This window comes from Rhizobium sp. BK316, assembly GCF_014193695.1.
Classification (GTDB): Bacteria; Pseudomonadota; Alphaproteobacteria; order Rhizobiales; family Rhizobiaceae; genus Rhizobium.
Genome location: NZ_JACHZR010000001.1, coordinates 1,653,113 through 1,674,567 on the forward strand (window position 1 = coordinate 1,653,113; position 21,455 = coordinate 1,674,567).

19 protein-coding genes are annotated in these 21,455 nt (G+C 59.6%); 10 read left to right on the forward strand and 9 right to left on the reverse strand.

What is annotated here, in order from left to right:
* Positions 1-6 precede the first annotated feature (6 nt).
* The gene (locus FHT87_RS07460; RefSeq protein WP_183800657.1) at positions 7-930 is read right to left on the reverse strand and encodes a glyoxylate/hydroxypyruvate reductase A; all 924 of its coding nucleotides are present in this window, start codon (positions 928-930) and stop codon (positions 7-9) included.
* 28 nt (positions 931-958) lie between these two features.
* Complete coding sequence (argE, locus tag FHT87_RS07465; protein WP_183726812.1) at positions 959-2,083, reverse strand: acetylornithine deacetylase; 1,125 nt, start codon at positions 2,081-2,083, stop codon at positions 959-961.
* A 336-nt stretch (positions 2,084-2,419) separates the two neighbouring features.
* Between argE and FHT87_RS07470 the strand changes: the two genes are divergently transcribed.
* Positions 2,420-3,277, forward strand: coding sequence for a GNAT family N-acetyltransferase (locus FHT87_RS07470; protein ID WP_246699596.1), 858 nt, complete (start codon positions 2,420-2,422; stop codon positions 3,275-3,277).
* Positions 3,278-3,509: 232 nt separating this feature from the next.
* Here FHT87_RS07470 and FHT87_RS07475 read toward each other — a convergent pair whose 3' ends face one another.
* Positions 3,510-4,652, reverse strand: coding sequence for a mandelate racemase/muconate lactonizing enzyme family protein (locus FHT87_RS07475; RefSeq protein ID WP_183800660.1), 1,143 nt, complete (start codon positions 4,650-4,652; stop codon positions 3,510-3,512).
* 62 nt (positions 4,653-4,714) lie between these two features.
* Between FHT87_RS07475 and FHT87_RS07480 the strand changes: the two genes are divergently transcribed.
* The 5 genes from FHT87_RS07480 to ugpC all read left to right on the forward strand — a co-directional run bounded on the left by FHT87_RS07480 (position 4,715) and on the right by ugpC (position 9,678).
* Positions 4,715-5,413 (forward strand): GntR family transcriptional regulator, encoded by a 699-nt coding sequence (locus FHT87_RS07480; protein WP_183726816.1) that lies wholly within the window; start codon positions 4,715-4,717, stop codon positions 5,411-5,413.
* A 111-nt stretch (positions 5,414-5,524) separates the two neighbouring features.
* The gene (locus tag FHT87_RS07485) at positions 5,525-6,763 is read left to right on the forward strand and encodes a sugar ABC transporter substrate-binding protein (RefSeq protein ID WP_183800663.1); all 1,239 of its coding nucleotides are present in this window, start codon (positions 5,525-5,527) and stop codon (positions 6,761-6,763) included.
* Positions 6,764-6,832: 69 nt separating this feature from the next.
* Positions 6,833-7,750 (forward strand): sugar ABC transporter permease, encoded by a 918-nt coding sequence (locus FHT87_RS07490; RefSeq protein ID WP_183800666.1) that lies wholly within the window; start codon positions 6,833-6,835, stop codon positions 7,748-7,750.
* Positions 7,751-7,753: 3 nt separating this feature from the next.
* On the forward strand, positions 7,754-8,599 hold the full coding sequence (locus tag FHT87_RS07495) for a carbohydrate ABC transporter permease (RefSeq protein ID WP_183800669.1): 846 nt from the start codon (positions 7,754-7,756) through the stop codon (positions 8,597-8,599).
* Positions 8,600-8,610: 11 nt separating this feature from the next.
* Positions 8,611-9,678, forward strand: a complete 1,068-nt coding sequence (gene ugpC / locus FHT87_RS07500; RefSeq protein ID WP_183800672.1) for a sn-glycerol-3-phosphate ABC transporter ATP-binding protein UgpC — start codon at positions 8,611-8,613, stop codon at positions 9,676-9,678.
* A gap of 186 nt (positions 9,679-9,864) precedes the next feature.
* On the opposite strand, the gene FHT87_RS07505 is transcribed toward ugpC, so the two are convergent.
* A complete protein-coding gene (locus tag FHT87_RS07505) occupies positions 9,865-10,047 on the reverse strand; it encodes a hypothetical protein (RefSeq protein ID WP_183800675.1) in 183 nt (60 codons plus the stop codon).
* 240 nt (positions 10,048-10,287) lie between these two features.
* On the opposite strand from FHT87_RS07505, the gene groL reads away from it, so the two are divergent.
* Positions 10,288-11,907, forward strand: a complete 1,620-nt coding sequence (gene groL / locus FHT87_RS07510) for a chaperonin GroEL (protein WP_183800677.1) — start codon at positions 10,288-10,290, stop codon at positions 11,905-11,907.
* Positions 11,908-11,933: 26 nt separating this feature from the next.
* On the opposite strand, the gene FHT87_RS07515 is transcribed toward groL, so the two are convergent.
* Positions 11,934-12,890 (reverse strand): glucokinase, encoded by a 957-nt coding sequence (locus FHT87_RS07515; protein WP_183800680.1) that lies wholly within the window; start codon positions 12,888-12,890, stop codon positions 11,934-11,936.
* A gap of 145 nt (positions 12,891-13,035) precedes the next feature.
* Between FHT87_RS07515 and ppsA the strand changes: the two genes are divergently transcribed.
* Positions 13,036-15,450, forward strand: a complete 2,415-nt coding sequence (gene ppsA / locus FHT87_RS07520) for a phosphoenolpyruvate synthase (RefSeq protein ID WP_183800683.1) — start codon at positions 13,036-13,038, stop codon at positions 15,448-15,450.
* 26 nt (positions 15,451-15,476) lie between these two features.
* Complete coding sequence (locus FHT87_RS07525) at positions 15,477-15,683, forward strand: ChaB family protein (RefSeq protein WP_183800686.1); 207 nt, start codon at positions 15,477-15,479, stop codon at positions 15,681-15,683.
* Positions 15,684-15,702: 19 nt separating this feature from the next.
* Here the strand turns inward: FHT87_RS07525 and FHT87_RS07530 are convergent, their stop codons facing one another.
* On the reverse strand, positions 15,703-17,313 hold the full coding sequence (locus FHT87_RS07530; RefSeq protein WP_183801094.1) for an MBL fold metallo-hydrolase: 1,611 nt from the start codon (positions 17,311-17,313) through the stop codon (positions 15,703-15,705).
* 77 nt (positions 17,314-17,390) lie between these two features.
* A complete protein-coding gene (locus FHT87_RS07535; protein WP_183800689.1) occupies positions 17,391-17,834 on the reverse strand; it encodes a universal stress protein in 444 nt (147 codons plus the stop codon).
* A 234-nt stretch (positions 17,835-18,068) separates the two neighbouring features.
* On the opposite strand from FHT87_RS07535, the gene FHT87_RS07540 reads away from it, so the two are divergent.
* Positions 18,069-18,890 (forward strand): universal stress protein, encoded by an 822-nt coding sequence (locus tag FHT87_RS07540; RefSeq protein WP_246699574.1) that lies wholly within the window; start codon positions 18,069-18,071, stop codon positions 18,888-18,890.
* Between the two features lie 8 nt (positions 18,891-18,898).
* On the opposite strand, the gene FHT87_RS07545 is transcribed toward FHT87_RS07540, so the two are convergent.
* Together FHT87_RS07545 and prs are read right to left on the reverse strand one after the other, a co-directional pair.
* Complete coding sequence (locus FHT87_RS07545; RefSeq protein WP_183800691.1) at positions 18,899-19,801, reverse strand: helix-hairpin-helix domain-containing protein; 903 nt, start codon at positions 19,799-19,801, stop codon at positions 18,899-18,901.
* Positions 19,802-19,833: 32 nt separating this feature from the next.
* On the reverse strand, positions 19,834-21,315 hold the full coding sequence (gene prs, locus FHT87_RS07550; RefSeq protein ID WP_246699575.1) for a ribose-phosphate diphosphokinase: 1,482 nt from the start codon (positions 21,313-21,315) through the stop codon (positions 19,834-19,836).
* Between the last annotated feature and the right edge of the window lie 140 nt (positions 21,316-21,455).

Here is a 21,455-nt window from a genome sequence, read left to right on the forward strand (position 1 = left end):
GACATGTCAGTAGCCGCGACGGCGGTCGATGAGGCCGACCGGATCGGATCCGGCGCGCATCCGCTTGATGTTTTCGGCAACGGCGCGGGCGGCGGTCTGGGGCTGAGTGACGCTCGCCACATGGGGCGTCAGCAAGATGCGCGGATGGCCCCAGAAGGCGTGGTCCGCCGGCAGCGGTTCCGGATCGGTGACGTCGATCACCGCGCCGGAGAGATGGCCGCTGTCCAAAGCCGCAATCAGGGCTTCATGATCGAGCTGCGGCCCGCGGCCGGTATGAACGAGCGCCGCGTCCTGCGGCAGGCGGCTGAAAAGATCGGCATTGAGAAAGCCGCGGGTCTCATCGGTGAGCGGCAGAAGGCAGACCAGAATATCGCTCTCGGCAAGCATGGCCTCGAGGCCGGCATCTCCCGCGTGGCAGCTCACGCCTTCAAGTTCATGGTGTGATCGGCTCCAGCCCGACAGGGGAAAACCGAAAGGCTTCAGCCGCTCGAGCACGGCCCGACCGAGCACGCCGAGGCCGAGCACGCCGATGCGGCGCTCCGAGGCCTGTAGCTGCGGCAGAGCCTGCCAGAGCCGGTCGCGCTGCTGGCCGATATAGGCGGGTAGGTTGCGGTGAAGCACCAGCGCGGCAAGCGTCACATATTCCTGCATCATCCGTACGATACCGTCCTCGACCATGCGCACCACCTTCACGTGATCCGGCACCTCGGCGATCTGGAACTGGTCGACCCCGGCGCCGATGGAAAACAGCACTTCGAGATTGCGGTAACGAGAGAGGTCGGACGGGACCGTCCAGGTGATCAGGTAGCGCACCGCCTCGGGGTCGACGGTCGCGGGGTCCATCGAAAAATCCAGATCCGGCAGTTCGCGCGCGAAGATCTCCTGGAAAATTGCGCCGCGGCGGGCATCGGAATTGAAGAGAAAGGTCATCGGCGTTGATCCTTAAGTCTTGCCCCAGTCAGGCGCGGCAGCGGGCGGCAAGCGCCTCGACCATCGCCTGGCAGGCGGCGAGTTCGCTCGTCAGAATGAACTCATCGGGCTTGTGGGCGCGGGCGATATCGCCAGGACCGCAGATGATCGCATCCACGCCCGCGCGCTGGTAGAGGCCGGCTTCGGTACCGTAGCTGACGGCGGCGAGCGGCGCTTTGCCGGTCAATTCCCGGAGGAGACCGGCAAGCGGTGCGGTGGGCGCAAGCGAGAGAGCCGGATAGGCGCTGAGGATTTCCCATTCGACGGCAAAACCGCGTGCCTTCTGGGCTTCCGCCGCGTTGCGCACGAGAGCAAGCGGAGAGACGGGATCGATGCCGGAGATTGCGCGTGCCTCCACTTCCAGCGTGCAGACCTCCGGAATGATGTTGACGGCTTGGCCGCCGCTGATCGTTCCGGCCTGCAAGGAGGAATAGGAAGGCTCGAATGCGCCGTCGAACGGCCCTTGCATCAGATCCTCCGCCGTTGAAATTGCCGCATTCAGCACGTCCGCCATGGCATGCACCGCGTTGAGACCGAGATCGGGCCGGGAGGAATGGCCGGAGCGGCCCTTGATGATGATGCGCGCGGCGGCCTTGCCCTTGTGGGCGAGGATCGCCTGCATGCCGCTCGGTTCCCCGATGATCGCGCCGAGCGGCGGCGCGCAGAGTTCGGGCAGCCGGGCGAGCAGGTGAGGCACACCACGGCAGCCTGCCTCCTCATCATAGGAAAAGGCGAGATGGACGGGGCGGGCAAGCGGGCTCGCCATCAGCGTCGGCACGGCGGCGAGGACGGCAGCCAGAAATCCCTTCATGTCGGAAGTGCCGCGGCCGTAAAGTCGCTCTCCTTCGGTTCTCAGCACGAAGGGGTCGGCGCTCCAGCCGGCTTCGTTGGCGGGGACGACATCCATATGGCCGGAAAGGATGTAGCCCGGCCTGTCGGAAGGGCCGATAGTCGCAAAGAGATTGGCCCGATCGCCTTCGTGGCCCGGAAGAATATGAGCTTCGACCGCGAAGGAGCGGAGATAGGCATCGATCCAAGAGACGATCGCGCCATTGGGCGTGCCGACGATGGAGGGAAAGTCGATGAGCTTGCGGAGGATCTCGACTACTTGCATGAGCATCCCTATTGCAGGCCTGCGTTGATTGCGAAACCGGCCGCCAGAGTCTTGGGAGGACGTGCAGCGCTGACGGAAGGAAACATTCCCAAACCTCTTGGGTGAATGGCGATACCGCCACTGGAATCTTTTACAACCGGCGAGGTTTTACATGCCGAAAGCCTCGCACATTTGGTTGATTGTTGCGCCGGCATGGGATTTACCAGCGATTTCTGCTGGCAATTTTCCCATAGTCTGATCGGGAAGGCGCCGGGTAGTATTCGACGGCGTTTTCCTGGATCCATTTTGGAGGAGCGCGTGACCGCTAGAAAATCGAGACTGGTTGACAGCTTCGAGATGCGCATCGCCGACATCAATACTGTCGACCTCGAACAATTGCATGCCCTGTCGATCGGCGTCGGCTGGCCGCACCGCGCCGATGATTGGCAATTTGCCCGTGATCTCGGCAAGGGTGTGGTGGCGCTGGATGAGGTCGGGCGCGTTCTGGGATCGGCCATGTGGTTTCCCCATGGTGAGGATTTCGCCACGATCGGGTTGGTCATCACCTCGCCGCGCCTTCAGGCCAATGGTGCCGGCCAATGGCTGATGGAACACATTCTGGCCCAGATTCCTGAATGCAATCTCGGTCTTAATGCCACGCGGGCGGCAAAACGCCTTTACCGTTCCCTCGACTTCACCGCCGAAGCCGTCGTCTTCCAATGTCAGGGCGAGGCGTTTTCTCCGGCTGAAGTGGAAATACCGGCCAGCGTCGAACTCCGAGCGCTCGACATGTCGGACCTCTCGGCGGTCGCCGCTCTGGACAAAGAGGCTTTCGGCGCGGATCGCACCGTGCTGCTGAGCCGAGTTCTTCTCGCGTCCAGCGGCTTAGGGTTGATCCGCAACGGAAAGATTGAAGCCTACTCCTTCTGCCGGCGATTCGGCCGCGGGTACGTCATCGGCCCCATGTCGGCAGCCAGCGATGCTGATGCGATCGCCATCAGTCGCCCGCACATCGCGGAGCACACGGGCAAATTCCTACGGCTGGACACACGTGAGAAAAGCGGAGCCTTCTCCGATTTCCTCTCCGATTGCGGCCTTCTCGTTTTCGATACCGTTACCACCATGTCACGCGGGCGCCCATGGCCGGAAGCACGCGAACGCCGTCCCGCCGGCACACCGAAAATATACGCATTGGCCGGTCACGCGCTCGGCTGATCTAAATCCGGTGACTTCGAACAAGGGAGAAAATATTCATGGCGGTGGTTCGCTTTGCGATAGGCTAAGCCGCCGCTGGCCGGTATCGAGCAAGATCTGCTTGGTGAACTCACGCTGCCAGCTACGTTTTCTACGCGTGCAAACGGCAAGCGCTGTGGAAAATTTTCACATAACGGGGATCACGCTTTTCCATTTCCCGCAACTTGTGGGGTCGCCTATTGCGAACTTATCCTCATGGGAGGAGAGGAAGGCGCTGGTTTTTTGGGGCCGGTCCAAGTTTGGACCGCTCCAGTCGGTGTGGTCGCGCCCATTCGCGCCGTGCCTCCTCCGAAAGCACCAATCCATGCCCCGGGCGCTCCGGCGCGTAGGCGAAGCCATTGCTGATCTCGATTGGCGTCTCGACCAGGTGGTCAAAGTTCTGGAAGGAATATTCCAGCCATTCCACCTCCGGCAGGGCGACAGCCATGTGAACGCCGATCTCCAGGAAGGTATTGCCGAGGCTGACCGGGATGCCTAGTTCGGCGGCCAGCCAACCGATGCGCATGACATCCGTCACCTGGCCGTGAACGTTCAGAATGTCGGCGCCGTGATGGTCGAGCAGGATCCTCTTGCCGGACAGATCGAGATATTCTCCGCTGTTGATCTGCGTCCAGTTGACAGCGTGACGCAGGGTTCGCAAACCCTCGAAATCGTGGCGCAGAATGGGATCTTCCACCCAGAGGAGATTGTGTCCTGCATCGCGTATTGCCGTCAGCTTGACCAGGGCCTCCTTAGAGCCCCAGGCTTCGTTCGGATCGATCATGATCTGTGCCCCCTCTGGCACGACCTTCTTCAAGAGTTCGAGGCGGCGAAGGTCGCGGGCAAAATCAGGATGGCCGACCTTGATCTTGAAGGCCGTGTAGCCGACGCTCGCGGCATGCGCGAACAGCGCGCTGAAGGCGTCGTCGCTTAGGTGGAAATCAAGGCCGCTCGCATAGGCGCGGACGCGGTTGCGTCGGCTTCCAAGGAGGCGGTGCAAGGGCATGCCTGCCTGCTTGGCGGCAAGGTCCCAGAGGGCCACCTGCAGCGCTTCTTGGAATGGCAGGGAGTAGGCGCGCTGGTTGCCGCCGCGCGGCCGGTTCACGCGATGAACCAGTCCGATCGCCTTTTCTCCCTTGATCACCGGCCAGACTTCGTTCTCGAAAACGACCTCGATCTCGGCCTGATCCGGCAGGGGATAAAAAAGGGTCTGGATGAAGCCGAGCCCCACGTGGCCTGTGTCCGAGATCAGTTCGAGCGCGGCGACGTTGGTCTCGTCGGCGCGAACCTGACTGTCGCCGATTACGCGGTCGCGGGCAAATTGAAATCGGGTTATACGGAAGCGGGAGAGAGACATCGTAGCGCTCACTGATCGTTTAAAATATTGATCTGATCGATCAGAAAGGTGATATCTAACCTATGAAGAAACTGCAAGAGCCGCATGCCGCGAAGTCGGCGATTGGGGATGCCACGGCAACGCGCCTCAGCGACATAGCCTATGAGCGCGTCCTGGAAAGCCTGTTCGAACGGAAGGTGCCGGTGGGTGCCTTCATCTCGCAGAACGAGTTGTCGGCGATCGTTGGTGTTCCCGTGGCACCCTTGCGCGACGCGCTGCGCGTGCTGGAAACGGAAGGCATTCTGACCATCCACCCGCGCTCGGGCATCCAGTTCGTCCGGCCGGGTATGGAGCTTACGCGTTCCACCTATCAGTTCCGCTCCATTGTCGAGCGCGCGGCTATCAGGGTGTTTGCCGAGGAGGGCGACGAGAACCTGATGAATGCCCTGGAAGTCAGGCATTCCAGGCTTATTCGCCAGCTCGAGCGTAACGGCATAGGGCCTGAGCAGCTTCTGGAGACGGACGCGCTCGAGTTGGAACTGCACGGTGAGATCATCAGGGCCTTGCGCAATCCGCTGATCGACAGCGCCTACCGGCGCATGCACAACTACCTGCGTCTTCTGCGGCTGGAGCGAAAGGTCACGACGCCGATCCTGGTGCGCACGCTGAAGGAGCACCTCGATATACTCGAAGCATGCAGCACCAGGGACGCGGATGCTGCCGAAAAGGCCCTGATCGCGCACTTTCAGGCGGCCGTGCAACGCAATCTCGGTCTCGTTTGAACGTTTCCACGATCGCTGTCTTCGACTGAGCGTGTTGCGGGATCTCCAAAACGATGATATTGCCGTCTGATCGATCAGATTGATGATCTGATATCTCGGGAGGAGATAGTCGTGCAACTCAGCAAGCGTGAATTCCTGATAGCCTCGGCAGCGCTAAGTCTGGCGGCCAGCCTTCGCAGCGCCAATGCCGCCACCGCCATCAACTACTGGCACCATTTCGCCAGCCAGTCTGAGATGGCCGGGCTTGCAAAGATCATCCAGCTCTTTGCCGCGGCAAATCTGGACGTGGCGGTGACGCAGGAGGGCATCCCCAATTCCGAATATATGGCGAAGGTTTCGTCGGCGGTCGTTGCCGGAGGGCGCCCCGATACCGGCATGGTGATCGCCGAGCGTTTTGCCGATCTGACGGCGATGGGAGCGCTTGTTGATATCAGCGCGCGCGTCAACACTTGGGCCGGCAAGGCGAACCTGCCGGACAACCGTTGGACGGGAATGTCGCAGGACGGCGCCATCTATGCAGTTCCAGCCTATGCCTTCGTCGACTGGATGTACTACAGAAAAGACTATTTCGAGGAAGCCGGTCTTTCCGCTCCCCCGAAGACCTTCGAGGAATTCCTGGTCGCTTGCCGAAAGCTGACGGACCCTTCCAAGAACCGCTACGCGTTCGGGATGCGCGGCGGCGCCGGCGCTTTCAAATATGTCATCGATGTTATGGAAGCGTTCGGCTCGCCGCTGGTCAAAGATGGCCAGGCAGCCATCGACAAGCCGGCGGCCGTCGAGGCGATCACCTTCTATGCCGACCTTTTCCGCAAGGAGAAGGTGGTGCCGCCCAGCGCGCCGAATGACAGCTACCGGCAGATCATGGAGGGCTTCAGGACCGGTCAGACCGCGATGGTCTGGCACCATACCGGCTCGCTCATCGAGATCTCGGCAGCGCTAAAACAAGGCGAGCAGTTCTCCACCGCGCCGATGCCCTCGGGTCCCAAAGCCCATATCGCCCGGGTCGCCTATGCCGGCAACGGAATCTTTAGGGAAGACAATGTCGAGGCCGCGTGGAAGTGGATCAGCTTCTGGGGCGAGACGGATGCGGCTATCGCGCTCCTTGAGGCAACGGGATATTTCCCGGCCTCCACGGCAGCATTGAAGGACGAACGCATCACGGGCAACCCGATCTACAATGCGGCAACGCAGACGCTGGAGTTCGGGCGGTTGCCCAACAGTTTCGTAGGTGCCGCCGGTTGGTCGGAGAATGTCGTCAATCCGACGTTCCAGGCAGTCCTTACCGGTCAGTTGACACCGGAACAGGCCGTGGACCGCTTCATCGAAGGCCTCGAAGCCGCCCTTCGCTAACCTCGTTCAGGCGCGATGTCCTAATGGGGCACGCGCCTTAATCAGGGACGGCGCCATCGCCGATATTCAATGACATCAACCTCATACCGCCGACCGCTCCGCCGCCTTGGCGAACTCTCGGAGACACGCTCCTGGGTCTATCTTCTCCTGTTGCCGAGCCTCCTCCTTCTTCTCCTCGTCGTCGCCTACCCGACGATCTACGGCTTCGTCATCAGTACGCGGGAAATGCGCCTCACCCGGCCGGGTCTCAACGGCTGGGTGGGGATGAAGCACTATGTGGCGATGATGTCCGATCGGGTCTTCTGGATCTCGTTGAAGAACACCGCGATATGGGTAACGGCGGCGATCGCCGTCGAGATGACGCTCGGCTTCATCGCTGCCGTTGCGCTGAACCGAAATCTGCCGAGGACGAAGATCTTCGGCGTTTTGATCCTGCTGCCCTATTTCCTTCCGAATGTCGTGGCGGGACACATGTGGGCGCTGCTTCTCGACCCGCGGCTTGGCGTCATCAACGACATCTTCGTCCGGATAGGCCTGCTCAATGCCTACAAGGCATGGTTTGCCGACCCGAATACCGCGCTTGCCGCCACGATCCTCGTCGAAGCCTGGCATGGGTTTCCATTCTTTGCCCTGCTGTTTCTCGCTGGCTTGAAAGGGATTCCCGAGGACCTATACAAGGCTGCCGCCGTAGACGGCGCCGGTTCCTTTACGAAATTCCGGTTGATCACGGTGCCGATGCTCAAAACAGTAATCGCCGCTGCAGTCATCCTGCGTGTCATCAGCCTTGTCAATTCTCCCGATCTTCTGCTGGTCCTGACCGGCGGCGGCCCCGGAAACGCGACGCAAGTCTTGTCACTCTACGCCTTTCAGACGGCCCACCGGGATTTCAATTTTGGCTACGCCGGCGCTCTGTCGGTCGTGATGTTCCTGATCCTGATGATTTTTGCGACGATCTACATCCGCCTGTCACGTATAACGAAAGAATGATCCATGTTTCGAACCAAACATAGCAGGCGTCTGGCGGCTGACGTTCTCACCTACATCGTCCTGTGCGCGCTCGGGATATTCTGCCTTGGTCCGATCCTCTGGATGTTCCTGACCTCACTGAAGGCAGAAACGGACATCGTCACCTCGCAGATGCAATATATTCCCCGGCACGTGACATTTCAGAACTACGTGGCGATCTGGACGCAGTCCAACTTTCCGGTTTTGATCAGCAACAGCCTGATCGTAACCATCGTCACCGTGACCATCTGCGTCGTTGCCGGCACGCTGGCGGCTTACGCGTTTGCACGGATGACATTCCGCGGCCGCAACAGACTCATGCTGGGTTACCTGCTGATCCGCATGTTCCCTGCCGTGATGATGATCATCCCGCTTTATGTGATGATGAAAACCGTGGGCCTGGTGGACAGCCGGTTCGGCCTTGCGCTTGCCTATACCAGTTTCCTGCTGCCGCTCTTCGTGTGGATGCTCAAGGGCTTCCTGGACGCCGCGCCCAGGGAGCTCGAAAGCGCCGCGCGCATCGACGGCTCGACGCGGCTCGGCGCCATGGTCCGCATCGTCTTGCCGCTGGCGCGCAATGGTCTGCTCGCCAGTTCGGTCTTCATTGCCATCGCCGCCTGGAACGAGTTCATTTTCGCCCTCATGCTGACCACCGGCCAGGGATCGCGCACATGGCCTGTCGGGCTCCAACTGATGGTCGGTGAATTCCAGCTTCCATGGGGCGTTCTGGCCGCCGGAGGCATTCTCAGCATTCTGCCCGTCATGCTTCTTTTCGCGATCGTCCAACGGGCGATGGTCCAGGGACTCACTGCCGGCGCGATCAAGGGTTGAAGGGGACGATAATGGCTACACTCTCGCTCAAAAACATCCGAAAGTCATATGGTGCGCTTGAAGTGCTTCACGGGATAGACGTCGAGCTTGAGGACGGCGGTTTCCTCGTCCTGCTCGGGCCATCCGGCTGCGGCAAGTCGACCTTGCTCAACATCATCGCGGGCCTCGACGATTCCTCAAGCGGCGATATCGCCATCGGCGGCCGCTCGGTATCGGCTCTCCCACCGAAAGACCGCAACATCGCGATGGTCTTCCAGTCCTACGCGCTTTACCCGACGATGTCGGTCGAGCGTAACATCGGTTTTGGTCTGGAGATGCGCGGTGTACCGGCGGACCAACGCCGCGAAGCCGTGGCGCAAGCCGCCGACATGCTGCAGGTCACGCATCTCCTCGATCGCAAACCGGCGAACCTGTCCGGCGGTCAGCGCCAGCGCGTGGCAATGGGACGCGCAATCGTCCGGAATCCGGACTTGTTTCTGTTCGACGAGCCGCTTTCCAATCTTGATGCCAAGCTCAGGGTGGAGATGCGCACCGAGATCAAGAGGCTCCATGAGCGGCTTGGCACCAGCATCGTTTACGTGACGCATGACCAGATCGAAGCCATGACACTGGCTACCAAGGTGGCGGTCATGAAGGGTGGCCACCTCCAGCAACTGGCCGATCCGCGAACCATCTACGAACGCCCCGCCAACATGTTCGTCGCCGGTTTCATTGGTTCGCCGCCCATGAATTTTCTCCGGGGACGCGTGGTCAAAAGCGATCGTGGTTGGCAGTTTCGCGCGGAGGGGGTTGCGCTGGAACTCGGAGCCGGAAACGGTGAATTGACCGAGCGGGATCTGATCCTGGGTGTTCGTCCGGAGGAGTTGAAGATTGTAGAAGTGCACGGCGCCTTTCATGGTGTCATCGACGTGGTCGAGCCGACCGGACCGGATACGATCCTGACGACGGTCGTTGGCCCTCAAACCGTTATCGCTCGGGTAGAGCCTCGATTTTCCGGAAAGAGGGGAGATCCGGTTGCCTTTGCCGTGGATCCATCGAGCGTCAATCTCTTCGATGCAGAGACGCAGCTGAGGCTATAACGCTGCGACGGTCGCATCTATTCGCGTCGGTGCGCACGGTCAAGAACGTCACTGGCGCTCGTCAAACGTTTGGTGCGCTGTCTCCAATTGTGTTGGCAAAGTCCAGCGCGTGGACTCCCCCGATAAGGTGTATGGTAGCTATAGCCGAATTCCGTCAAACCTGTCGGCCGTGCATGTGATCAGTCTCTAATCGCTGGCGTGGTCATCGAGCGTCGAACGTTGCAGCGGTAGGTCCTGCTCGCCTCGGATCAATGGTTTCAGCAACAGAATGCTGAAGACCGTAGCGATCATCAAAAACAGTACGATCAGGACAAGATGATCGATGATCAACCAGCGCAGCCAGCGCCCCGTTTGCTCGGACATTGTCATTGACCTTCTCCAGGGGATGATTGAACTGGGGAATGCAGCTCCCCCGATCTCATTTCTCCGTGCCTTGTAGGGTAAAAATTATCACCTCCGCGCGCTGCAGCATTGCGCGAGGTCAAAAACGAACTGGTCTTCAAAGCGAACGCAATGTTGATGTTGGTCAACGCGGCTGCCCAAGATCTATGCCAATCATCATCGACGGGCCGAGGGCATTTGCTCTTGGTTTTACTTGGGAGATGGAAGATGGCGCATAAACAGGTTCTTTTTCATTCCGAAGCCAGAGGCAAGGTCCTTCAGGGGGCGAGCAAGCTCGCAGATGCGGTTCGCATCACCCTCGGGCCGCGCTCGAAGTCCGTTCTGATCGAAAAGAAGTGGGGTGCGCCGATCGTGTGTAATGACGGTGTGACGATTGCCAAGGAATTCGACCTGAAGGACGCGGAGGAAAATTTGGGCGCCCGCATGCTGCGAGCCGCTGCGGAAAAGACAGGCGAGGTCGTCGGCGACGGAACGAGCACGTCGACACTCTTGGCACATGCGATCTTGGCGGACGGTCATCGCAACGTCGTAGCGGGCGCAAGCGCCATCGATATCAAACGAGGTCTTGATCGCGCCGTTGTTCGGGCCGTCGAGGCGTTGCGATCGATATCGAGACCAGTGACCTCGGACAAGGAAAGGCAGCAGGTCGCCTCTATCTCCGCCCACAATGATGAGGCGATCGGCAAGCTGGTCGCCGAAGCCATGGCAAAGGTCGGCAAGGAAGGCGTCATCACCGTCGAGGAATCCAAGACGATGGAGACACGTCTCGATGTGGTCGAGGGAACGCAGTTCGATCGCGGTTATATCTCGGCCTATTTTGCAACCGATGCCGAGAAGATGGAATGCGTCCTGGAAGACGCAAGGGTGCTGATCTTCGACCGAAAGATCTCCGCATTGGGTGATCTTGTCGCGTTACTTGAGCAGATTGCCAAATCAGGCAAGCCACTGCTCGTGATCGCCGAGGACGTGGAAGGGGAGGCGCTTGCAACCCTTATCGTCAACCAGCTGCGCGGCACGTTCCGCAACTGTGCCGTCAAGGCTCCAGGCTTCGGCGACCGCCGCAAAGCCATGCTGCAGGATTTGGCGATCCTCACCGGAGCGCAGCTCATTTCCGAAGACCTCGGCTTCAAGCTGGACAAGGTGACGGTAGATCAGCTCGGCACAGCGTCGCGTATCGTCGTCGATAAGGACACGACGACAATTGTCGGCGGAGGCGGTTCGCAGCAGGCCATCAAAGGGCGGGCTGAACAGATACGCAAGGAGATCGAGACGACGACAAGCGACTACGACAAGGAAAAGCTGCAGGAGCGGCTTGCCAAATTGTCGGGCGGTGTTGCGGTCATCCGCGTCGGCGCGCTTGCGGAAGCGGAGGTGAAGGCTAAGAAGGAGGCTCTCGACGATGCGATCAATGCCACAAAGGCCGCAGTCGATGAAGGTATCGTTCCTGGGGGCGGCTTGGCGCTGCTTCGCTGTGTAAAGGCCGTGGTCGGGGAGGAAGACCTCTGCGAAGGCGACGAGCGCACGGGCGTCCAGATCCTCAAGCGGGCCTTGGAAGTACCGGCCAGACAGATCGCCGAGAACTCGGCGGTCGACGGCGGTGTCGTTGTCGCCAGGATGCTGGAATCTGACGGCGCGATTGGTTTCGATGCGGCTCGCAATCGCTACGTCGATCTTCTTGAGGAGGGGATCATCGATCCGACCAAAGTGGTGCGCGTCGCGTTGGAGAATGCGGTGTCGGTTGCCAGCATATTGCTCCTCTCGGAGGCGACGATGACCGAAATTCCGGAGCCCGTCCATCAACCGGCTGCCCCGCCCATGGAGATCTAGAACGCAACGCGCCCTGTCAGTTGATTTCAGGAAATCGCCAGGGCGGCGCCGCGCAGCGCGAGATTTGTCGCCGTGACGAGATAAACCGGGACGTTGCGGGTAAAGCCGTCGGGACCGCCGGCGGCCGAAAAGGATTCGACGAAAGCCTCGCTCCTCAGGATTTCGCGCAATTCGATCGCCAGGCTCCCGCTGAGATAGATCCCGCCTTCTGCGCCATATGCGGCGGCAAGATCACCGGCAAAGCGTGCGAGCCAATTTGCAAAATGCCGAAGCGCATCATGCGCGATTGGATCTGGCTCTGCAGACAAGGCAGCCCGAGCAATATCGAATGCGCTCCAACTCGGGGCATCAAGACCGGAGCGAAGTCGCAATGCATCGTAAAGAGCCGTCAGTCCCGTCGATGTGAGCACCCTCTTCAGCGCAATCCTGCCAATGCCATGCCGCATCTCCTGGACGAGTAAGAGTTCGTCGGCGCTGTCGGCGCCGAACGACATCTCGCCGACGCGGCCCCGTAGAATTGTCCATCCATGCTGGTTTGGAGCGGCCATGGCGGCTTCGAGATCCCGGTCGAGCAATACGATACCCTTCGGGCCGCTTTGCGGGGATGGGCCGGTAAGCTTTACGAGCTCATGCGGGGGCAGCGTGGGTACGCAGGAGCTGACCGCATCGATGTCGCGCATCAGCCTGACGATGGGTACAGCGAAGGCATTCTGCAATTCTCTTGCGGAAAACGTCCACGGGAGATGGGAAATGCGCGCCTGATTGTTGACGACATCACCGGCCACGGCAAGGCTGATCTTGCCTGGCTGCCCGGGCAGCGATTTGAAATAAGCATCGAGCGCCACCTCGATCGAATCGAAATCGCTCGTTTTGAAATTGACGTAGTGATCGATCACCAATTCATCGATATCAGCCACGGCAAAGCGCAAGTGGCCCGGTCCGATTTCGCCAACGATGGCGTGACGGTCTGACAGCGTCTGCATGGCTCCACCTCATATGTTCGCTCCCTTTTTGTAATCTGGCGCATCTGGCGAACCCCGACCTTGATCCTTATCAAAGCCGCACAAAAGGATCGCCAATAGAGTTGATGCGACTGGAGTTCGACACTCGTATTGCAGGGAGCGTCTCATGGACGGCACGATGGAGCAGATCGTCTGGTTCGAAAACGTGCGGCGCGACGACGTCGCTGAAGTCGGTGGCAAGAACGCGTCGCTCGGAGAGTTGATCCAGAACCTCACGCCGAAAGGCATTGCGGTTCCACCGGGTTTTGCCACGACGTCCGCGGCCTACTGGCGTTATCTTGCGTCCAACAATATCAAAGGCCGCATCGCCTCCTTGATTGCCGAGTGGCAGGCAGGCAAGGCAGGTCTGGCGGAGGCCGGCACTGCGATCCGTAGGCTTTTTCTGCACGGAGATTGGCCCGATGAGCTGTCAGACGCCGTCAGAAAGGCCTACACCGAGCTTTCAGCGCGGGTCGGAAGCGGCAACCTAGCCGTGGCGGTGCGCTCCAGCGCAACTGCCGAAGACCTTGTGGATGCGAGTTTTGCCGGACAGCAGGAGACGTTCCTCAACGTCAGGGACGAGAAGGCTCTTTTGGATGCCTGCCGCCAATGCTACGCCTCGCTTTTCACCGACAGAGCGATCACTTATCGGCAGGCAAAAGGCTTTGACCACCTGAAGGTCGCCTTGTCGATCGGCGTCCAGCAGATGGTCCGCTCCGATCTTGGCAGTTCCGGCGTGATGTTTTCCATTGATACGGAGACGGGCTTTGACAAAGTCGTATTGATCAATGCCGCCTGGGGGCTTGGCGAGAATGTCGTCAAGGGCACTGTGGACCCAGACGAGTATCAGGTTTTCAAGCCGCTGCTGAAGAACACGTCGTTGCGCCCCATCATCGCGCGCAAACGCGGTGCCAAGGAAAAGAAGCTGATCTACGGGTCGACAGGCGAACCGACCCGCAACGTGTCGACGTCCAAGGTCGAACGCGCAGCCTTCGTTCTTGATGACGACGCCGTCATCACTTTGGCACGTTGGGCTGTGCTGATCGAAGATCACTACGGCTGCCCGATGGACATCGAATGGGCCAGAGACGGCGAGACCGGCAAATTCTTCATCGTCCAGGCCCGTCCGGAAACGGTGCAGTCCGCTCGCAAGCTGAGCGAACTCAAGAACTATCTCGTCAAACGCAAGGGTAAGATGCTTCTTGCCGGCCTGGCAATCGGTGACGCCGTCGTGTCCGGCCGAGCCTGCCTGATCGAGACAACCAAGGACATCGACACGTTCGTCGACGGCTCGATATTGGTAACGGCAACGACGGACCCCGACTGGATGCCCGTCATGAAGCGGGCAGCGGCAATCGTTACCGACCACGGCGGGCGCACTTCGCACGCGGCAATCGTCAGTCGCGAACTCGGCCTGCCGGCGGTCGTCGGAACCGGCAACGCGACGCAAATACTCCATACAGGCGGGGAAATAACCGTTTCCTGCGCAGAAGGCGACGAGGGTTTCATCTATGATGGTCCTGCAGACTATGAGGTCGAAACGGTCGACGTCGCAGACCTACCGACGACCCGCACCGAGATCATGTTGAACCTCGCCAATCCCGCGGCCGCTTTTCGGTGGTGGCGGCTTCCTTGCGACGGCATCGGGCTTGCCCGCATGGAATTCGTCATCGGCAATGCCATCCGCATCCACCCGATGGCGTTAGCCCATCTCGACAGTCTCAAGGATGCAGACGCCAAACATCAGATCGAGGAACTGACTGCAGGCTACGAGGTCAAGGCAGACTTTTTCATTGATCATCTCGCCTGCGGCCTGGCACGCCTTGCCGCGGTGGTCTATCCGAAGCCTGCGATCGTCCGGCTCAGCGACTTCAAGACGAATGAATATGCCAAGCTCGTCGGCGGTCAGGAATTCGAGCCGAGCGAGGAAAATCCGATGCTCGGCTTCAGAGGTGCCTCCCGCTACTACTCACCGCGCTACCGTGACGGCTTTGCGCTCGAATGCCGTGCCATCGGCAAGTTAAGAGGCGAACTCGGCTTCGATAACGTCATCGTCATGGTACCGTTTTGCCGCTCGGTGGAAGAGGCTCAAAAGGTCCTGAAGGTAATGGCAGAAAATGGCCTTGCGCGCGGTCAAGACGGGCTGAAGGTCTATGTGATGTGCGAAATTCCCTCCAACGTTATTCTGGCAGAGGAGTTCGCTGACCATTTCGATGGATTTTCCATCGGCTCGAATGATCTCACGCAACTCACCCTCGGCGTCGATCGCGATGCGGGCGAGCTTTCCGACCTTTTTGACGAACAGGACCCGGCCGTGAAGTGGATGATCTCGCATGTCATCGCCGAAGCGGGCAGGTCCGGCGCCAAGATTAGCATTTGCGGTCAGGCGCCAAGCGATCATCCTGACTTCGCAAGCTTTCTGGTAGACTGCGGCATCGACAGCATCTCCGTCAGCCCCGATAGTTTCGTGACGGTCAAAAGAAAGGTTGGGGAGGCGGAACGACGGAAGGATGAAGCGGGGATGTCGCATCACTCTGCTTGATTTAGAGGGAAGCGAGGCACGCCGCCATGCCTTATATCGACAACAGCGACTTGCCTGCCTCGGTGCGCGCTTCTTTGCCGGATCACGCTCAGGACATCTATCGTCAAGCTTTCAACCATGCCTTCGACGCCGATAAAGACGATCCCCGTCAGGAAGAGGTCTCCCATAGGATCGCCTGGGCTGCGGTGAAACGATCCTATGTCAAGCTTGGCGGCCATTGGGTTGCCCGCTGACGGCAATTTCAAATGCCCGTCATCGAGCCCGCTCTTGAAGTTCGTCGACGGCATTTCTGATTTTCCGCAAAATGACACCGCGCGCTTTCTCGTCAGCGGCTTTGTCCAATCTCTCTTCGAGGTCCAGGATCAGGGACTGATAATCGTTGTGCCAGTCCTTGCGACCGGCCTGGAACGCTTCCAGACGGGGTGGCGCCCCAGGAGCGCGGGTTTCCACTGCGCCTTCGGCAGAAAGCTCGTAGGTTGCGTCCAGGGTCGGCTTGACGATGGAAAGATCAGGCCGGGTCGCCAGGAGACGGGTTTCCAGCCCCGCCACGGCCGGCAGCTCGCCATGCACGAGAAATAGCGTCCTTCTTACAGGTAGACGCGCAGCGACCCAGGCTGCCAGTTCCGTCGCGTCGGCGTGTCCGCTATAGACGTCGAGCGTGCGGATATTTGCTCGAACGATGATCTCGTCGCCCTGGATGCGGACGGTAGACGCCCCATCCTGCAGAAGGCGTCCGAGCGTACCGGTTGCCTGATAGCCAACCAGCAGCACGGTTGCCTCCTCCCGCCAAAGCCAGTTCTTTAGACGATGCCGGATACGGCCGGCTTCACACATGCCACTGGCAGCGATGACGATGTGAAATCCATGGATATGATCGATCGCCTTCGACTGTTCGGCACTCTCCGTGAAGCGGACATTCCTGGACTTCAATGCGCGCAGCAGAAGATCACCGTTCTCAAGCTCGCTGGCATGTCTGCTGAAGACTTGGGTTGCGCGCAGTGCAAGAGGAGAATCGATAATGATAGGACACTTTGGAATCTCGCCCTTATCCATGAGGTGAGACAGGTCGGCCAAAAGCTCCTGCGTGCGCTCCACCGCGAACGATGGTATGAGAAGCGCGCCGTCTCGATGGCGCGTGGCACGCTGGACCTCCTCACGCAGCATCTTGCGGCGCCCTTCATCCGAGGGATCGTGACGATCGACGTCGCCATAGGTGCTTTCGCAGACGATATAGTCGAAGGCGGACGGCGCTTCCGGATCGAACTGGAACAGCTTATGGCGTGGGCCGATGTCTCCTGAAAATAAAAGCCGCTGGCGATCGGAGTGAGAGCCGATCTCAATTTCAATCGAGGCGGAGCCGAGAAGATGTCCTGCATTCCAGAAACGGAAGCGAAATTCCGGAGACAGTTCCTTCCAAATTTTGAACGGGTGCGCCTGGAACTGCACGAGCGAGGACATGGCATCAGCAGCGGTGTAGATCGGACTGACGGGTTTTCGCCCTCGCCGCTCATTTCTTCGATTGAGCTGCTCGACTTCCATCTCCTGGATATGCCCGGAATCCGGGAGCATGACGGCGCAAAGATCCAGTGTGGCCGGCGTACAGTAGATCGGGCCGGAGAACCCGTCTTTCGCCAGTTTCGGCAGGAGCCCGCTGTGATCTATATGCGCATGGGTCAGAATGACGGCATCAAGCTCGGCCGACTGGAACGGAAAGGGGCGATAGTTAAGCTCTTTTTCCGTCTTGGATCCCTGAAACATGCCGCAATCGACGAGAACGCGGCTTTCACCGACTTCAAGGAGAAAGCATGAACCGGTCACCGAGCCGGCGGCTCCGTGGAACGTCATCCTCGGCTTGTTTTTCAGGGACATCTTCCGCTTCCCACTAACCTCGCGGTTACCTGCACTGGCCGCTTGATCCTCGGACCCGTGCCGCCAGCTCTTTACGGTTCACGATAGACGAGAACGGGAAGCTTCGAATTGGCGAGCACCTTCATCGTCACGCTTCCGATCATGAAAGCCTTGAAGCCCTCCCGACCATGGGAAGCCATTGCGATCAGGTCGCAGTCATTGCTTGCAGCAACTTCAACGATGGCCTTTGCAGGGTCGCTGCTTTTCATTCGCAGCGTCGAGCAGGTGATGCCGATCGCAGCGGCAACCTCCTCCGCGTCCCGAAGAACCTTGTCGGCCACGAGGTCGGCATGACGATCGAATTCCGCGCGGGTGTTTTCCAATTGCTCGGGATTGATCGAAAGCACTCTGAAGGGTTCGACCACAGTTAGTACCGTGACCTTGGCGCCCATGCCGCGGGCGAACTCCATCGCCTTTTTCACGGCTGCATTCGATAAAGCCGATCCATCTGTCGGAACGAGAAAATGCTTGTACACGAGAACCTCCCTGGCGATCATTTTTTAATGATACAGCGCTCGTCGTGGGGAACATTGACGCAGGTCAACCCGTACGCGCCAGCATTCCCTCTCGAGAAATCCGGCCGTATTCATCTCGATCGACTGCTTATGGCGAACCTGTCGCCGGCATCAAATCCAGTTCGGTTTGACCAAGGTCAAGGTTCGAAGTGGACAGCGGCTCCATCCTTCGCAAGTCCTAACGGAGGATCGGCAATGACGTTCGCCAACATCCTGAACATCGTCAAAGAGGATGTCACCGAGGCAGAGCTGGACGCGGCTGTGATACTTGCTCGCTTCGAAAAGGGTCATCTTTCCCTTTTGCTTGTCGAGGCCGCCGAGCCGCCGCCCGTGGGGGTGAACCTGGAGTTCGTGTCCGCACCATGGCAGGCGGAAAACCAGAAGAATCGATCCCGCCTTTTAGACCGCGTCCAAGATCTCGAGGCCACACTTGCCCGGAAGGGGATCTCCAATGACGTGGAATGTGCCTACACGGAGATCGTCCGTATCGACAATGTCGTTGGCGAGCAGGCACAGTTAAGCGATGTCGCGGTCATCGGAAACGACATTCTTGCTGATCCCGTGATCCGGGATGCCGTGCTCGACGGCTTATTGTTCCACGCTCATGTCCCTGTCATCGTCAATCCGACCGCTGCAGACAAATGGGAGGAGAATACTGTCCTGATTGCATGGACGGATGCGCCCGCAGCCTCCGCCGCGGTCAAGGCGAGCGTGCCGCTCTTGAAGCGGGCACGATCGGTGAGGGCGGTTATGGTCGATTCCTCAGACAGTGAGCGAGAAGTCACCGCCAAGCTGCAATCATACCTGTCTCATCACGGAATAGATATCATCGTGGATTGCGTGGGTCGCAATGGACTTACCGTGGCCGAAGCGCTGGATGCCCACGCAGATCTGATGCAGTCCGACCTCCTCGTCATGGGCGCCTACGGCCACTCGCGCCTGCGCGAGCGCATCTTTGGCGGCGTGACCCGCTCTATGCTGGAGCGGCGGAAACGTCCGATCTTCATCTCTGCATGATCATGCTTTCATGTCACGACCGGGCGCTGTTCGTCTTCCCGGCCTCGAACGACCCGCTGTCCCGCCAACGGGCCGTGGCTTGCTGTCGTGATCGTGCATCGTCCCTCCTGCTCACCGTCACGATGGTAATGGATGATCACCCAGTCTTTCGTTCTGCCCAATTCATGCGCCAGGCGGCTGTTGGAAAAGAGAGCCGTGAAATGATAACCATGCCTGCGGATATGCAGAACGGGAAGCCATGCCACTTTCATCGGATTGAAACGTCGCGGGGTGATTCTTGGGAGCTTTCCTGCTCCGGCCATGCTGCGATAGATGCGGTCGATCTCAAGAAGCAGCGCCACGGCGGGAGGCGGGCTTTCGGCTATCGCGACGGCCGGCCGTCGTCCCAGCCGCTCCGCCAGAACCGCAGCGATCAGATCCTTTCGGCGTTTGCCAATGCCTGCAACCGTAAGTCCGCCGATGTGCAGCGCGTGCTCCAGATCCTCGAGGGTTTCAATTCCGGCCTGGTCGACCAGGCGTCTGGCAAGCGCTGGTCCGATTCCTGGTATGGTGCGGAATATGGCTTCGGGTGCGGAGTCTCCGCGCAGCCTGTCGAGTTGGCTCCAACGCCCACTCGTCAATATTTCCGTCAATGCGCTCGCAATCCCCGGTCCAACGGCTGGAAGCTCGATCAATCCTTCACGGCCCTTGCGCGAAAAGATCTCGTCGACGGGGCGTTCGAGCGCTCCGATCACGTCGGCAGCCCGATCGTAGGCACGAGAGCGAAAACCGCTTTCGCCTTGCTGACGAAGAAGACCGGAATATTCGCGCAGCCTCCCGGCGACTTGTCGATTGACGTCCAGCGACAGGCCGGCCGAAGCCGACCCGCTGCCTGTCGACGCCTTGAGGGCAGGTGCTTCCGAAACGTCCATGTCGGTATCTCCAACGCGTATCGTGGCGGGGATCACTCGGCGCCAGCCTCATAAGCCTGGGCGGCTGCTTCGGCAAAAAAGTGGGCCACAGGGATGACCGCAATCCGCCGGTCCGAGCGATAGGGCTCGGCGAGAGCGATGGTGTCGCTGACGACGATTCCGTCTATGAACGCGGCGCTGAGGTCGGCTGCGGCGGGTTTCGAAAAGACGGCGTGTGTGGCGCAGAGGTGGATTTCCTTAGCTCCGCGCTCGGCGCAGGCTTTTGCTGCACGAAGCATCGTCGTGCCCGAGCTGATCAGGTCATCCAGAATGATGACGAACCTGTCGCCGACATCACCGGCAAAGAGGTCTCCGCTCACTATCCCTTGGCTGCGCTGCTTTTCCATGAATGCGAGGCCCACCGGGCGACGCAGCCTGGTTTCCAGTCTCTCCCGAAACATCTCGGCGCGTTTTGCTCCACCAAGATCGGGAGAAACGACGGTGACGTCCTGGTTTAAGATGCGCTTGGCAAAGTGGCTGGCGAAGGCTTCGTAGGCCACAAGGTTAATTGCTCGACAGCGAAAGGCATTCTGGAAGGCCGCCAGATTATGGGTCTCAATTGTGATCAGGCAGTCGGTGCCTGCCGTCTCAAAGAACCGGGCCACGTAGGCGGCGGTTAGGGGATCCTGCGCTTTCGTTTGCCGATCCTTGCGCATGTATGGGAGGTAAGGAGCAATGGCGGTCACGCGTGCCGCGCCGTTGGTCTTGAGCGTTGCGATGAAGAATAGCAGCTTCAGAAGCCTGTCGTGCACGCTCTCGCTTGCGTCGCGCTCCAGGCCCGACACCACGAAGACATCTCGGCCGCAAACATCCGCCAAGGGGCGGCATTTCTTCTCGCCGTCCTCAAAGGACCGCTCTTCAAGTGGAGAGATGGGAAGCTCGAGTTCTGCTGCCAGGCGCTCGCCGAAAACCCTGCTGCCCTCAAGAGCAAAGAGGAGGGGGTGAGGGCGACGCCAGTGCGGCACGAAACGTCGTCCTTGCGTTACGACCTGCCGCATGTTTGCCGCAGCCAGGAACGCGTCTATCGTCCTTCCATCGCTAGACAATGGGGCAACGTAAAGCTCCGCATCGACGAACGTGTTTGGCGCAGGTCGCGTCGTAAAACATCCGATGATAGGCTCTCCGGTCTGCTCAACGAAGCGCATTAGGCTTCGAAGACGCACAGCCCCTCGTTTGTCCGCTGCCTTCTCTAGATGTCCTTCGCCGGGACATGAGCCGAGAAGATCCTTTGCCGCTGCCAATCCCGAGACCAGCCGATAGTGATTATCCGATTCCGCGCGCAAGACGAGGCCAGCACCGGCGGCTTCGGACGACGGCGACAGGAAAGGCTCCGGATCTGGTGCTATTTTCTGACCTCGTCGGTCGAGCCAGGCCTGATGAAGCAGGTTGACGTGTTCGTCGGTGGACGTAAGAGCACTGTCAAGACGACGGAACAGACGCGTCAGACGCTTATCGACTTTCGCGAACATGGTCATGGCACCCTCCTCTAAACATGAGAGAGAATAAGCTGGCCCCGCGCCACTGCCATGATCGAAGTCAAAACGGAAAGCGGATTGACCGACATCAACCGGAGAAGACGCTCTTTCGATTAAGATTGTTCGATACTTGCTTGAGG